This is a genomic window from Pseudooceanicola nitratireducens (assembly GCF_900109195.1).
In the GTDB taxonomy this organism is placed as follows: domain Bacteria; phylum Pseudomonadota; class Alphaproteobacteria; order Rhodobacterales; family Rhodobacteraceae; genus Pseudooceanicola; species Pseudooceanicola nitratireducens.
The window spans coordinates 372,034-386,168 of record NZ_FNZG01000003.1 but is presented as its reverse complement, the minus strand read 5'-3'; the positions used below and the strand labels follow the sequence as shown (position 1 = coordinate 386,168).

Sequence of the window (14,135 nt, the reverse complement as noted above, 5' to 3'; positions counted from 1 at the left end):
CCGGGCAGGGGACCTGTCGCAGGCTTTGTGCCCCGGCGGATCGCCTAGGGCTGGATCAGCCCGGTGATGCCCTTGGTCAGCAGGATGACGGACAGAAGCAGCAAAAGCGCCTCGATCACGCGGACATAGGCGGCCTGGGGCAGCACGCCGGTCAGCCAGCGGCCAAGGGCGGTGCCGGCGACGCCGGTGGCCACCAGCCCGGGCAGAAGCGCCCAGTCCAGCGCGTCGAACTGCCCGGCCAGCCAATAGCCCGGCAGTTTCGACAGGTTCACCACGGCAAAGCACAGGGCGATCGTCCCGGCGAATTCCAGTTTCGGCAGGCGCTGAGGCAGCAGATAGGCTTGGGTCGGCGGGCCGGCGGAATGGGTGATATAGCTGGCGACCCCGGCCAGAAGGCTCCACCCCAGGCCGGGGATCAGGGCGGGCCGGGTGGCATTGGGCTCGGGCCGTTTCAGAAGCGCCCGCCCCCAGGAGCGCAGGCAGTACCACAAGCCGATGACCCCGGTGAGGATCAGCAACAGCGCCTCGGGAGCGATGGTGACCAGCAGGGTGGCAAGGGCGACGCCCGCCAGCATGCCGGGGATCATGATCTTCAGGTTGGGGGCCGAATAATGCCGCCGGTATAGCCCGACGCTGACCCAGTCGGTGACGATATAGACCGGCAGCAGCAGCGCCGCCGCCGTCACCGGGTTCATCACCAGCGCCACCAGCGGCACCGCCAGCGACCCGATTGAAGACAGCCCGCCCTTGGCGGTGCCGACCATGAGGGCGGCGGGATAGAGAAGGTAGATCGGGTCCATGCGGGGCCTTGGTAGATCGGCGGGGTGGTGGGGCCGAGTGTTCCGGACTTTTGGTAGAACAGGGTACGCGAGGCGGCAATGGGGCGGCGCTGAATGGGCGGGCTTGTTGCAGGATTTGCTCTGGGGGGGGCTTGCTCCTCGGCCCTGACAGGCCTTGTCGCGGCCCGTGACACCCCGCATGTCCTTGCCTCATGCGGCAAGTTCCGCCTAACTCCGCCGCATGATCCTGTCGCACGGCCGCCGCTACCTGTTCATCCATATCCCCAAGACCGGGGGGACCTCTCTTGCGCTGGCGCTCGAGGGGCGGGCGATGAAGGACGACATCATGCTGGGCGACACGCCCAAGGCGCGCAACCGGCGCAGCCGGGTGAAGGGGATCGAGACGCGGGGGCGGCTGTGGAAACATTCGACCGTGGCGGACCTGGACGGGCTGATCAGTGCGCAGGACCTGGACGGGCTGTTCCTGTTTGCCCTGGTGCGCAACCCCTGGGCGCGGGCGGTTAGCTATTACCACTGGCTGCGGCGGCAGGACTTCGACCATCCGGCGGTGCGCATCGCCAAGGCGCATGACTTCAGCCCCTTTCTGAACCACCGCCTGATCACCAACAGCTTTCGCGTCAGCCCGGCCCGCCACTACGTGACCGATGCCACAGGGTGGGAACGCCCCGCGCTGTTCATCCGGCTGGAGCATTTTGAGGAAGACGCGCAGCCGCTGTTCGATCACCTGGGCTTCCGGCTGGAGCTGCCGCAGGAGAACGTGACCGGCACCGGGGCCACCTATCGCCAATATTACAGCGAATCCGATTCTCTTTTGCTGGCCGACAGCTGCGCCGAGGACATAAATCGCTTTGGCTACCGCTTTGACGGGGCCTGACTGTCGCGGCGGGTGGGACAATCCCGGGGGTCGCAGAAAGATCGTGTCCAAAACGCGGCCAAAGTCCGAAACTTGCCCCAATTCGATCCTGATCTGGCCCTGAACCCCGGGCTTATTGGATCCTGTCAAAAGACACGGCAAGAACGCCGCTGGACGGGAGAACGACCATGATCAAGGCCACCGACATCAACGTCACCATCACGCGCCGCATGACGGAAACGACGGGTGCCTACAACGGTGCGATCCTGGGTGCGATCTCGGGCCTGGTCGAAGGCACCAAGGTCGTCACGGCCAAGGGGTTCCAGCGTGTCGAAGAGATCAAGGCCGGTGACCGCGTCGTGACCCATGACAACGGTCTTCAGGTGGTGCGTGCCGTCCGCCGCACCCCGGTCTGGACCGCCGCCGTCTGCCCCCGGTCGATGCAGCCGCTGTTCGTTCCCGCCGGTGCCATCGGCAATGCCGCCGACATGATCCTGCTGCCGCATCAGGCGGTCATGGTCGACAGCGCCGCCGCCCGCGAAGAACTGGGCGATGCTTCGGTGCTTATGCTGGCCAAGGACCTGGACGGCGTGCGTGGCATCACCCGCATCACCCCCGAGGCCCCGGCCTATGTGGTGTCGCTGGAATTCGACAATGACGAAGTGATCTTCGCCGCCTCGGGCGCGATGTGCATCTGTCGCGCTGCCGTGGACGTCGACGCCGTTGCCCCGACCCGCGCCTATACCACGCTGAAATCCCGGTCCGACGCCGGTCTGGTCGCCGCCGTGCGCGCCGAGCTGTCGGATGATCTGGCCCGCGCGGCCTGATCCCCCCGCTTTCCCTTTCGCACATTCCCTTCCTGCGAAAGACATGCCTTCTGCTCTGTGAAGGTATCTGGACCACGGCCGTTGCCGTGGTCTTTTTTCGTTTTCCGTCAGTGTGATGTGTCGCGGCCCTTGCGGCGGCGCAATGCCAAGAGGCCAAGGCCGCCCAGCATCAGGGGCAGCCCCGCCGGCAGCGGCACGACCGAGGCCTCGGCACGGGCTTCGCCTTCGAAGGAGGCCTGGAAACCGCCAGAGGACAGGAAGGCCGCATAGTCGATGGCAAAGCTGACGCTGTCGGTGACGCTGAACCCGGTGGCCTGGATCATGCCGGGGGCGGTCAGAAACGCGGCCTGGTGGCTGATCAGATCGCCAAGGACTTCGGGGGCCGGAGCGCCCGGGCCAAAGCCGACGCCCCCGTCGAACGACGTCAGCCCGTTCCAGCGATGCAAAAGCATCACGCCGCCGGTGCCGCCCTGGGCGGACAGGTCCATGGCCTCGATCCGGTAGTCCAGCGTCGCGATGGCCGACAGCACGTTGCCCACCTCGGGCAGGGCACCAAGCAGGGCTGGGGGCAGTTCGCCCTTGGCTTCGGCCTTGACCTTGCCGTTCCAGGTGATGACCGCACGGGACGCGGCCACCTGTCCGCTGGCCTTGGCGCGCACGCCGCGCGGGGCACCGCCGGGCGGGTTGTTGCGGGCCGTTGCCTCGGCCGAGCCGGTGGCGTCGGTGGCCTGAGCCTTCACCTCTCCGGTGTCGCAGCCCCATCCGGGGCAGGCGGCGGAATCGGAATTGCCGCCCGATTTGACCGAAGCCACGGCGGCCGCGCCGCGACTTCCATTGATCCCCTCAAGCAGCAGTTCGATGGCCAGATCGATCACGACTTCGGTTCCGCCCGCGAGGGCCAGGTTCAGCTGACCGGCGGTCACGCTGGTGGCCCCGCCGGGGGCGGCCAGGGACAGCGCCACGGCAAGCACCGCAGCGCGCAGATATGGTTTGTGTGAAGCTTGGGTCATCTTCAGATCCTCCGGGTGAATGGAGCCCGCGGTCCTGCCTCGGCGCGCAGGGTACACCCTCGGCCCGAGTCGGACCAAATTCGGGGAACTGGCAAGAAAAAGGGGGAGGCAGCAGTGCCGCGTCCCCCGGTGGTTTTGGGTCCGATCTTCGGGCCCAGTCGTCGGATGTTTCCCGGGCCTTGGCCGGCCCGGGTCATGCAGCCCGATCAGGCCGCCTTTGCGTCCTTGCCGAAGCGGCCATAGAAGGTCTGACCCTTCGAGGCCATGTCGCGCAGCAGGTCGGGGCAGTTGAAGCGCGGCCCGAACTTCTGAGCCAGCTGGTCGCAGCGTTCCGCCGCGTAGGGCGCGCCAAGGATGTCGAGCCAGCTGAACGGGCCGCCGGACCAGGGTGCGAAACCCCAGCCCAGGATCGCGCCAACGTCGCCTTCGCGGATGTCTTCCAGCACGTCCTCTTCCAGCGCGCGGACCGCTTCCAGGACCTGGGCGAACATCAGGCGATGCTGCACCTCGGTCAGGTCGGGCTGTTCGTCCAGCGTGGGCGTCAGCGCGTCCAGACCGTCCCAATAGCCCTGGCGCTTGCCGGCTTCGTCATAGTCGAAGAAGCCTGCCTTGGACTTCCGGCCCAGGCGGCCCTGGTCGTAAAGCGCGAACATCAGGTCATCGACCGGCTTGTTGTCGGCCGGGTACTTGTCGCCCAGGGCGGCCTTGGTCGCCTTGGCGATCTTCACGCCCAGGTCGATCGAGGTCTCGTCGATCAGCTGCAGCGGACCCACGGGCATGCCCAGAAGACGCGCGGCATTGTCGACCAGCGCCGGTTCGACCCCTTCGGCCACCATGCGGGCCCCTTCGTTCAGATAGGGGATGATGCAGCGGTTGGCGTAGAAGAAACGCGCGTCGTTCACCACGATCGGCGTCTTGCGGATCTGACGGACGTAGTCCAGCGCCTTGGCCACGGCCCGGTCGCCGGTTTCCGCGCCCTTGATGATCTCGACCAGCAGCATCTTCTCGACCGGAGAGAAAAAGTGGATGCCGATGAACTGGTCAGGCCGCGAAGAGGCCTTGGCCAGATCGGAAATCGGCAGGGTCGAGGTGTTGGTGGCAAAGATGCAGTCTTCGGGGATCACGGCCTCGACCGCCTTGGTGACCTCGGCCTTGACGCCGACGTCTTCGAACACCGCCTCGATGATCAGGTCGGCATCGGACAGGGCGCTGTAGTCGGTGGTCGCGGTGATAAGAGACAGGACCTTGTCCTTCTTCTCTTGCGTGACCTTGCCGCGCTTCATGCCCTTGTCCAGAAAGGCTTCGGTATAGGCTTTGCCCTTGTCCGCGGCTTCCTGTTTCTGGTCGATCAGCACGACCTCGATGCCCGCCTGGGCCGAGACCAGCGCGATGCCCGCGCCCATCATGCCCGCGCCCATCACGCCGACCTTCTTGACGGTCTGGTCCGGGGCCTCGGGGCGGTTCGCGCCTTTTTCCAGCGCTTCCTTGTTCAGGAAGAGCGACCGGATCATCGCACCCGACGAGGGGTTCATGATGACGGATGTGAACCAGCGTGCCTCGATCTTCAGGGCGGTGTCGAAGGGCACCATCGCGCCTTCATAGACGGCGGACAGAAGCGCCTTGGGGGCCGGGAAGGCACCCCAGGTCTGGCCATTGACCATGGCATTGGCGCCCACGAAGGTCTGGAAGCCCGCGGGGTGGTAAGGCGCGCCGCCGGGCAGCTTGAAGCCCTTTTCGTCCCAGGGTTTGACGATCTTCGGTTCGGACAGAACCCATTCGCGGGCCGCCGCGACCGGATCGGCCACGACTTCGTCGATGATGCCCGCGCCCTTGGCTTTCTTCGGGTCAACCGATTTGCCCTGCAGCAGGTACTGGGATGCGCCCATGACGCCCAGCTTGCGCACCAGGCGGGTGGTGCCACCGGATCCGGGGAAGATGCCGACCATGATTTCCGGCAGGCCGATCTTGGCCTTGGGGTTGTCGGCCACGAAGATGCGGTGACAGGCCAGGGGCAGTTCCAGGCCGATGCCCATGGCGGTGCCGGGCAGGGCGGCGGCAATGGGTTTGCCGCCCTTGTTGGTCTTGGGCTCCATGCCGGCGCGTTCGATCTTGCGCAGCATGTGGTGCAGGGACATGACGCCGTCGAAGACGCCCTGCGCGCCGTCATCCTTCATGCCGGCCAGAACGTTCAGGTCCATGCCGGCGGCAAAGGTGTCCTTGCCACTGGTGATGACGATGCCCTTGACCGCGTCATCGGCCAGCGCGTCGTCGATCGCCGCGTCCAGCTGCTGCGCGCCTTCCAGGGTCAGCACGTTCATGGATTTCCCGGGCAGGTCCCAGGTGATCAGCGCGACGCCGTCTGCGCCTTTTTCAAGTTTGAATTCAGTCATTTGTCTAAACCTCTTACATCCGCTCGATGATCGTGGCCGCACCCATGCCCGAGGCGACGCAAAGCGTAGCCAGGCCGGTGCCCAGGCCGCGACGCTCAAGCTCGTCCAGCAGGGTGCCGATGATGATCGCGCCCGAGGCCCCAAGCGGGTGACCCATGGCGATGGCACCACCGTTCACGTTCAGCTTGGAATGATCCACGTCGAAGGCCTGCATGAAACGCAGCACGACCGAGGAAAACGCCTCGTTCACCTCGAACAGGTCGATGTCGGAAATCGACATGCCCGAAGTGGCCAGGATCCGTTCCGTCGCCGGCACGGGGCCGGTCAGCATGATGGTCGGATCGGTGCCGATCTTGGCGGTGGCGCGGATGCGGGCGCGGGGCTTCAGCCCGTATTTCTCACCGAATTCCTTGTTGCCGATCAGCACGGCGGCAGACCCGTCGACGATGCCAGAGGAGTTCCCGGCATGGTGCACGTGGTTGATGCGATCCAGATGCGGGTACTTCAGCTTGGCGACATTGTCGAAGCCGGGCATGACCTCGCCCATGTCCTTGAAGGACGCCTTGAGCGAGCCAAGCGCCTGCATGTCGGTGCCGGGGCGCATGTATTCGTCATGGTCCAGGATCGGCAGGCCGTTGACGTCGCGGATCGTGATGATCGACTTGTCAAAGCGGCGGTCTTCCCAGGCCTCGGCGGCGCGTTTCTGGGATTCCACGGCAAAGGCGTCCACGTCATCGCGCGAGAACCCGTATTCGGTGGCGATGATGTCGGCGGAAATGCCCTGGGGCACGAAGTAGCTGTCGATGGCCACGGTCGGATCGACGGCCACGGCCGCCCCGTCTGACCCCATGGGAACGCGCGACATGCATTCGACGCCGCCGGCGATATAGGCATCGCCCGCGCCGCCCTTGACCTGGTTCGCGGCCAGGTTCACGGCCTCCATGCCAGAGGCACAGAAGCGGTTGATCGACAGGCCGGGGATACGTTCGTCCAGGTCCGAGGCCAGCACGGTGGTCCGCGCCAGGCAACCGCCCTGTTCCATGGCCTGGGTGGCATTGCCCCAGATCACGTCCTCGACCGCGTGGCCGTCTAGGCCAGAGCGCTCCTTGATGGCGTTCAGCATCTGCTTGCCAAGCGCGACCGAGGTCACCTCGTGCAGCGACCCGTCGGGCCGCCCCTTCCCGCGCGGCGAGCGCACGGCGTCATAGATATAGGCGTCAGACATATTTGCCTCCTTCTTATAGGCCACGGTCGGAGGGCCGACCGGGCATCAGGTCATAGGGGTGTTTCCAGCCGTCGATCTGTTCGATGTTCGACAGCCAGCGATCGATATTGCCCCAATCCTTGCGGTCGAAGCCGAAGGGCTCGGGGTAGAAAAGATAGCCGCAGCAGGAAAAATCGGCGTGGCTGGGGCCGTCGCCCACAAGCCAGTCGCGGCCGTCCAATGCGGCGTCCAGGGTCTTGAAGGCGGCCTTGAGGCGGCCGGCGTTGAAGGCGATGACCTCTTTCGGGCGCTTGTCCTCGGGGACGAAGTTCATCAGGAACCGCTGCGTGCCGCATTGCGAGGACATCTTGTGATTGTCCCAGAACATCCAGCGCGTGATCTCGCGCGCCTCTTCTTTCGTGGTGCCGCCGAATTTGCCGGTCTTTTCCGAGATATACATCTGGATCACGCCGGATTGGCTGATCGTGACATCACCGTCCACCAGCACCGGCACCTCGGCCATGTTGTTGAGCGCGGTGTATTCCGGGCTGCGGGCCTCTCCTCCGAAGAAGTCGACCTTCACCGGCTCCCACTCCAGCCCCGACAGGGACAGGGGCAGCGCCGCCTTGTAGGCATTTCCGCTTTCACCGAAGCAGTAGAGTTTGATCATGTCCGTCCTCCCTTGGACTTATCGTTCCCCCGGGATTGCCGCGCGTCGCACCCGTGGCCGGCGTCGCACGGCGGGGGTTTCACCCCCCCGCACCCCCGTGGAGTATTTTCGGCAAGATGATGGGGATCTGGCCCCTCTGGTCTCTGCGCCGCCCAGCTTGCCTGATCGGGGGGCGCCTGTCCTCTGTTGCTGCTTTACCGGATATTAAGGTTAACGCCCCTAGACTGCAGTTGCGTTACAGGCTGGAGAGCCGATGGACGTGCAAGGTGATGCCCTGTCCTGACAGACCCGTTAGCCAATCCGGTGGAGCGGGGCAGGGCGGATCCCGGGTGGGTTTCCTGAGACCCCGATCCGAAATCATCTTGCCCAAAATACTCAAAAAACGGCGCGGTCGCGGCCGCCGTCGCTTCGGCAGGGGGGCGCGCGAAGATCATCGCTTGCGGGCCTCGAGCTCGGAATTGAACAGGCGCAGGCGGTGGGTCAGGTTGTCCTCGTGCGTGACGCTGTCGAAATTCTCGAAGAGGAAGGACAGGGCCTCGCCCTCGTCTAGGCCGGCCTCGGTCGCGAAGCGCTTGAGGCGGCGGTAGCCGTCTTCGGTCATCGCGACCGGGAAGCGGCGTGTCAGGCGGAAGCGTTTCGGCATCATTCTCCTCCTGTGTCCCCGGGGGCCGCCGCAAGGGACGGGCCCGTCGGGGATCTGGTGTCCCTGCAGCCCCTTGCAAGGACACCCCTGCCGTCACCCGGTGCCCGTGGGGCTGCCGGGGTCTGGCCGATCTCCGTGAGTGGAGGCATGTGCCCCCTGTCGGATGGTCTTGGGCCGGGTTTTATCCGGCTCAGAAGTTGGCCGCGTCCAGCGCCATCACGGGATCCGCACCAGAGGTGATGCGGGCCACGTGCATTGCGCAGGCGGGCAGGCGGCGGGCCATGTAATAGCGGCCCGTCACAAGCTTGGTTTCGTAGAAGTCCTTGTCCTCGGCACCGGCGGCCAGGGCGGCCTTGGCGGCGACGGCCATGCGGGCCCACATGTAGCCCAGGCAGACGTGACCGAAGAGGTGCATGAAGTCATAGGACCCTGCCAGCGCCTCGTTCGGGTTCTTCATGCCCTGGGCCATGAAGAACATCGCCGCTTCCTGCAGCTGCTTGGAGGCCTGTTTCAGCGGATCCATGAACTGGGTCTTCAGCTCTTCGTCGTCCGAGTTCGCCTTGATGAAGGACTTGATCTCTTCGAAGAAGGCCATGGCGGGCTTGCCGCCGCCCGAGGCCAGTTTCCGGCCGACAAGGTCCAGCGCCTGAACGCCGTTGGCCCCTTCGTAGATCATGGTGATCCGGGCGTCGCGGGTGAACTGGGACATGCCCCATTCCTCGATATAGCCGTGGCCGCCGTAGATCTGCTGCGCCAGCACGGTCATGTCGAAGCCCTGGTCGGTCAGGAAGCCCTTGAGAACCGGGGTCATCAGCGACACCAGGCCCTCGGCCTCGGCGTCCTTGCTGCGGTGCGCGCGGTCGATCAGTTCGGCGCCCCAGAGGCCAAAGGCCCGTGCGCCTTCGACAAAGCTTTTCTGGTCCATCAGCGAGCGGCGGATGTCAGGGTGCACGATCAGCGGATCGGCGGGGCCATCGGGGTTTTCCGTGCCTGTGACGGCGCGGCCCTGAAGCCGGTCCTTGGCATAGGCGAGGGCGTTTTCATAGGCCACGGTCGCCTGGGACAGGCCCTGCATGCCGACGCCGAGGCGCGCTTCGTTCATCATCGTGAACATGGCGCGCATGCCTTTATGTTCTTCGCCCAGCAGGTAGCCGGTTGCGCCATCGTAGTTCATGACGCAGGTGGCATTGCCGTGGATGCCCATCTTCTCTTCGATCTTGCCGACCGACAGGGAATTGCGCGCGCCCGGCGTGTTGTCATCGTTGACGATGAACTTCGGCACGATGAACAGCGACACGCCCTTGATGCCCTCGGGGCCGCCGGGGATCTTGGCCAGCACCAGATGGATGACGTTGTCCGACATGTCGTGATCGCCGGCCGAGATAAAGATCTTCTGGCCGGTGATCTTGTAGGACCCGTCGCCTTGCGGTTCTGCCTTGGTGCGCATCAGGCCCAGATCCGTGCCGCAATGCGGTTCGGTCAGGTTCATGGTGCCGGTCCATTCGCAGGTGACCATCTTGGGCAGGAAGGTCTGCTTCTGCTCGTCCGAGCCATGGGCGTGGATGGCGGAATAGGCCCCGTGGGTCAGGCCCGGGTACATCATGAAGGCCATGTTCGAGGCCGAGAAGATTTCCCCCGTTGCCGTCGACAGCAGGTAGGGCAGGCCCTGGCCGCCATATTCGGGATCGCAATCCAGGCCGGTCCAGCCGCCTTCGCGGAACTGGTCGAAGGCCTCCTTGAAGCCCTTGGGCGTGTAGACCACGCCGTTTTCAAGGCGCACGCCTTCCTGGTCACCAACCGCGTTCAGCGGCGCGAAGACGTCGCCTGCCAGCTTGCCGGCCTCTTCGAGGATGGCGCTGGTGAAATCGCGGTCCAGCTCGTCATAGCCGGGCACGTCCTGTTCGGAAGCTTTCAGCACGTCATGCAGGATGAATTGCATGTCCTTGACGGGGGCGGTGAAGGTCGGCATTGCTCTCTCCCTTTTGCGGCCGGTTACTCGGCCGCCTTCGTGTTGCGCAGCGAGGAGATCATCTTGTCACCCCACGCCATCTGTTCCTTCAGCTCCGCGATCGCTTCGTTCAGCTCATCGCGTTTCTGTTCCATGTCCGAAAGACGCTGCTGTGCCACTTCATAGGTCTTCACCAGCTGCGTGTGCTGCTGATCGCCCATGTCGTACAGGTCCAGAAGCTGGCGGATTTCCTCGAGGCTGAAACCGAAGCGCTTGCCGCGCAGGATCAGTTTCAGACGGGCCCGGTCGCGCCGGGTGAAAAGCCGTTTCTGGCCGATACGGATCGGAAACAACAACTCCTTCGCTTCGTAGAACCGCAGGGTGCGTGCGGTGACCTCAAAGGCATCGCACATCTGGCGGATCGTCATCTGTTCTTCTGAGTCCATGATGTCATCCCATCGATTTTGATCGACTGGTCAAAACACGACCCTGATCCTCTTTACAACGCTGTCCGAAGTTGACGTAACCGATACGTCACGTCACTTCGAAGTTGACGTAAGATCAGCGAAGTTTCGGTCAAGGGCGTGAAACAATCGTAAAGGCGGATTTTTCCTATCCGCCCTTAAAAGTAAGGGTTTCCTTACCCGAAAGAAGAGGGCGTCCGCCTAGGTCTTGGCGGTTTTCCGCGCCGCATCCCGCGATTCGTAATCGCCCAGAGACGCGGCGGTGCGGTCGCGCAGGCTTTGCAGTTCGTCGATGGCCTCGTCGATCTGGGCCCGCTGTGCGCGCAGTTCTTCCAGCTGGTTGTCGGCGTTCTGCACCCAGATTTCCATCTGCGCGGCCGACCCCTGTTCGTCGTAGATATCCAGCCACTGGCGGATCGTCTCAAGCGAGAAGCCGAACTTGCGGCCCCGCAGGATCAGCTTCATCCGGGCGCTGTCCCGGGCGGTGTAGAACCGCGACCGGCCCTCGCGTTCGGGGCTGAGCAATTCGATGTACTCGTAATAGCGCAAGGTGCGCGGCGTCACATCGAACTGCTCGCACATCTCTTTGAAACTGATCCGGCTGTCGCTCATCTCTCGGGTCTCCGCCCAATTACCCTGACGTCTCCCTACGACGTAGGTGCTAGTTTGGCGGGAAACAACACCGGCTTCAAGCCCGTCGCGTGCGGCTTTGCGGGGCAGCTTGACGCAACTGGACGCATGGGGGGACGACAGGCCGGTCTGCACCCGGGGACGCAACGGCATCAACGGTGCTGCGGGGCAGGGGCTTGCCCCCGCATCGAATTGCCGATCTAGTCGCCGGGAAGGAGCCCACATGCCAGCCAGCAAAGACCCAAGCCCGCAACCATCCTCCGGGATTTCGCCAGACACGTCCGCAGATAGTTCCGCGGGTAGGGACGGCAGATTCGCCAAGCCCGTAGACCCGGATGCCGGGACGAAGAAACGCGACATGGCCGGGATCACCCGCCAGTTCATCGACGCGCTGCCGCATGCAAAGGCCATCGGCCTTGACGTGCGGGACGTCGGTGCCGGTCGGGCCGAATTCATCCTGCCCTACCGAGAGGACCTGATCGGCGATCCCGAGACCGGGGTGCTGCATGGTGGCGTGGTCTCGACCCTTCTGGACACGACTTGCGGGGCGGCGGTGATCTGCCATCCCGAAAGCGGTGGCGGCACCGCGACCCTGGATCTGCGCATCGACTACATGCGGGCGGCGACGCCCGGCCAGGTCATCGTGGCCAAGGCCGAATGCTATCACGTCACGCGATCTGTCGCATTCGTGCGGGCGGTCGCGCTGGATGACGACACGGATCGGCCCGTGGCCTCGGCCACCGGGGCCTTCACCTTCAAGGCCAAGCCCCGCGCAGAGAAACAAGAGGGCCAGGCATGAGCGACAGCAGACATAAACGCCCAGAACCCGTTCAGGTGATCAAGGAACGCCGCGACGCCGCGCTCGAGGCGCTGGTTGGCCGCGTGCCCTATATCCGCTTTCTCGGGGTGGAATTCGACCGCCGCGGGGACGAACTGACCGCGGTGCTGCCGTTCAAGGACGATCTTATCGGCAATCCCTTTTTGCCCGCGATCCACGGCGGGGTGATCGCCGGGTTCCTTGAGATCACGGCGATTGTCGGCCTGGGTTGGGCCCAGCTGTGGGACGGGGTGGAAAGCGGCGCGCTGGATGCCAAGGCTCTGAAGGACGGGGCGATGCCGCGCCTGCCCAAGACCATCGACATGACGGTGGATTACCTGCGCTCGGGCCTGCCAAGGGATGCCTATGCGCGGGCCCGGATCACCCGGGCCGGGCGGCGCTATGCCAGTGTCCAGGTCGAAGGCTGGCAGGACAACCGCGACCGGCCCTTCGCCCAGGCCACGGGCCATTTCCTGATGCCGCGCCCTATCGAGGCGGGTGACACCTCGGGCGGCCTGAGCTGAGGATGAGCACCGGGGCGGCGGCGATCACCCATGCGCGGGTTCTGAAGATCGCGCTGCCGATCGTGCTGTCCAATGCCACCGTGCCCCTGCTGGCGGCGGTGGACACCGGCGTGGTGGGCCAGCTGGGCGATGCGGTGCCGATCGGGGCCGTGGCCGTGGGGGGCATTACCCTGACGGCGATCTACTGGATGTTCGGCTTTCTGCGAATGGGCACCACGGGGCTGACCGCCAATGCCGTCGGGGCCGGCCAAAGCCACGAGGTCGCGGCCCTGCTGACCCGGGCGCTGCTGATCGCCTTTGCGGCCGGGCTGGCGCTGATTGCGCTCCAATTTCCGATCTTCTGGGCGGCGTTTTCGCTGTCCCCCGCCTCGGCCGAGGTCGAGGCCCTGGCGCGCCAGTACATGGCCATCCGCATCTGGTCGGCACCTGCGGCCATCGCGGTCTACGGGATCACCGGCTGGCTGATCGCGCAGGAAAGAACCCGCGCCGTGCTGGTGGTGCAGCTGGTGATGAACGGCATGAATATGGGGCTCGACGTGCTGTTTGTGCTGGGCTTCGACTGGGGCGTGCCGGGGGTGGCGGTGGCGACCTTCCTGTCGGAATGGGCAGGGTGCCTTGTCGGGCTCTGGCTGTGCCGCGCGGCGTTCCGGGTTCCGGCCTGGCGCGACTGGCCCCGGGTCTTCGACCGGGCGCGGCTGATCCGCATGGCCGTGGTGAACCGGGACATCCTGATCCGCTCTCTCCTGCTTGAGATCATCCTGGTGTCGTTTGTCTACTTCGGGTCGGACTTCGGGGACGTGCAGCTGGCGGCGAACCAGGTGCTGACGCAGTTCACCTTCATTACCGCCTATGCCATGGACGGCTTCGCCTTCGCGGCCGAGGCCTTCGTGGGCCAGTCCCTGGGGCGGGGCGACCGCGCGGGCCTGCGGCGCGGGGCGGTGATGACCAGCATCTGGGGCTTTGCGATCTGCGTGGTGCTGGCGCTGGTCTTCTGGATCTTCGGCGGGGCGATCGTCGACCTGATGGCCAAGTCCGTGCCGGTCCGCGCCGCCGCCCGCGACTATCTGCCCTGGATGGTCGCCGCCCCGATCCTGGGCTGCGCCAGCTGGATGTTCGACGGTATCTTCATCGGCGCGGCCCGGTCGCGCGACATGCGCAACATGATGGCGATCAGCTTCGTGATCTATGGGTTGGCGGTCTGGGCGCTGGTGCCTTTGTTCGGCAACCACGGGCTCTGGATGGCCCTGCTGATTTCCTTCGTGGCGCGCGGCGTGACCCTGGGCCTGCGGTACCCGGCGCTTGAAGCTTCGGCCGGTTCGCCTGCGGCGGGCGGGCAGGGGGGCTAGCCCCCCGTC

Annotated in this window: 14 protein-coding genes; 5 read left to right on the top strand and 9 right to left on the bottom strand. The window is 65.1% G+C overall.

All coding sequences use genetic code 11. The annotated features are described in order from the left end of the window. Nucleotides 1–44: 44 nt before the first annotated feature. A complete protein-coding gene (locus tag BMX99_RS12510) occupies nucleotides 45–800 on the bottom strand; it encodes a sulfite exporter TauE/SafE family protein (protein ID WP_093452251.1) in 756 nt (251 codons plus the stop codon). Between the two features lie 220 nt (nucleotides 801–1,020). Here BMX99_RS12510 and BMX99_RS12505 point away from each other — a divergent pair, with 220 nt between their 5' ends. Next, nucleotides 1,021–1,674, top strand: coding sequence for a sulfotransferase family protein (locus BMX99_RS12505; RefSeq protein ID WP_093452248.1), 654 nt, complete (start codon nucleotides 1,021–1,023; stop codon nucleotides 1,672–1,674). Between the two features lie 167 nt (nucleotides 1,675–1,841). Continuing rightward, on the top strand, nucleotides 1,842–2,480 hold the full coding sequence (locus BMX99_RS12500) for a Hint domain-containing protein (protein WP_093452246.1): 639 nt from the start codon (nucleotides 1,842–1,844) through the stop codon (nucleotides 2,478–2,480). A 107-nt stretch (nucleotides 2,481–2,587) separates the two neighbouring features. Here the strand turns inward: BMX99_RS12500 and BMX99_RS12495 are convergent, their stop codons facing one another. The 8 genes from BMX99_RS12495 to BMX99_RS12460 all read right to left on the bottom strand — a co-directional run bounded on the left by BMX99_RS12495 (nucleotide 2,588) and on the right by BMX99_RS12460 (nucleotide 11,421). Beyond that, nucleotides 2,588–3,490 (bottom strand): hypothetical protein, encoded by a 903-nt coding sequence (locus BMX99_RS12495; protein ID WP_093452243.1) that lies wholly within the window; start codon nucleotides 3,488–3,490, stop codon nucleotides 2,588–2,590. 206 nt (nucleotides 3,491–3,696) lie between these two features. Beyond that, nucleotides 3,697–5,880 (bottom strand): 3-hydroxyacyl-CoA dehydrogenase NAD-binding domain-containing protein, encoded by a 2,184-nt coding sequence (locus tag BMX99_RS12490; protein ID WP_093452240.1) that lies wholly within the window; start codon nucleotides 5,878–5,880, stop codon nucleotides 3,697–3,699. A gap of 13 nt (nucleotides 5,881–5,893) precedes the next feature. Continuing rightward, on the bottom strand, nucleotides 5,894–7,105 hold the full coding sequence (locus BMX99_RS12485; protein WP_093452238.1) for an acetyl-CoA C-acetyltransferase: 1,212 nt from the start codon (nucleotides 7,103–7,105) through the stop codon (nucleotides 5,894–5,896). A 13-nt stretch (nucleotides 7,106–7,118) separates the two neighbouring features. Continuing rightward, a complete protein-coding gene (locus BMX99_RS12480) occupies nucleotides 7,119–7,754 on the bottom strand; it encodes a glutathione S-transferase family protein (RefSeq protein WP_093452235.1) in 636 nt (211 codons plus the stop codon). Between the two features lie 430 nt (nucleotides 7,755–8,184). Beyond that, the gene (locus tag BMX99_RS12475) at nucleotides 8,185–8,397 is read right to left on the bottom strand and encodes a hypothetical protein (protein WP_093453294.1); all 213 of its coding nucleotides are present in this window, start codon (nucleotides 8,395–8,397) and stop codon (nucleotides 8,185–8,187) included. Nucleotides 8,398–8,587: 190 nt separating this feature from the next. Next, nucleotides 8,588–10,366, bottom strand: coding sequence for an acyl-CoA dehydrogenase C-terminal domain-containing protein (locus BMX99_RS12470; RefSeq protein WP_093452232.1), 1,779 nt, complete (start codon nucleotides 10,364–10,366; stop codon nucleotides 8,588–8,590). 23 nt (nucleotides 10,367–10,389) lie between these two features. Further along, entirely contained in the window at nucleotides 10,390–10,791 is a 402-nt protein-coding gene (locus tag BMX99_RS12465) for a MerR family transcriptional regulator (protein WP_093452230.1), read from the bottom strand. Between the two features lie 219 nt (nucleotides 10,792–11,010). After that, the gene (locus BMX99_RS12460; protein WP_093452227.1) at nucleotides 11,011–11,421 is read right to left on the bottom strand and encodes a MerR family transcriptional regulator; all 411 of its coding nucleotides are present in this window, start codon (nucleotides 11,419–11,421) and stop codon (nucleotides 11,011–11,013) included. A 376-nt stretch (nucleotides 11,422–11,797) separates the two neighbouring features. Here BMX99_RS12460 and BMX99_RS12455 point away from each other — a divergent pair, with 376 nt between their 5' ends. Genes BMX99_RS12455 through BMX99_RS12445 form a run of 3 tightly spaced genes read left to right on the top strand, consistent with a single transcriptional unit; the run spans nucleotide 11,798 to nucleotide 14,126 of the window. Further along, nucleotides 11,798–12,238, top strand: a complete 441-nt coding sequence (locus tag BMX99_RS12455) for a PaaI family thioesterase (protein ID WP_093452224.1) — start codon at nucleotides 11,798–11,800, stop codon at nucleotides 12,236–12,238. Further along, the gene (locus BMX99_RS12450) at nucleotides 12,235–12,780 is read left to right on the top strand and encodes a PaaI family thioesterase (protein WP_093452222.1); all 546 of its coding nucleotides are present in this window, start codon (nucleotides 12,235–12,237) and stop codon (nucleotides 12,778–12,780) included. Before BMX99_RS12455 ends, BMX99_RS12450 begins: the two co-directional genes overlap by 4 nt. Nucleotides 12,781–12,782: 2 nt before the next feature. Then, nucleotides 12,783–14,126 (top strand): MATE family efflux transporter, encoded by a 1,344-nt coding sequence (locus BMX99_RS12445; protein ID WP_093452219.1) that lies wholly within the window; start codon nucleotides 12,783–12,785, stop codon nucleotides 14,124–14,126. Nucleotides 14,127–14,135 lie beyond the last annotated feature (9 nt).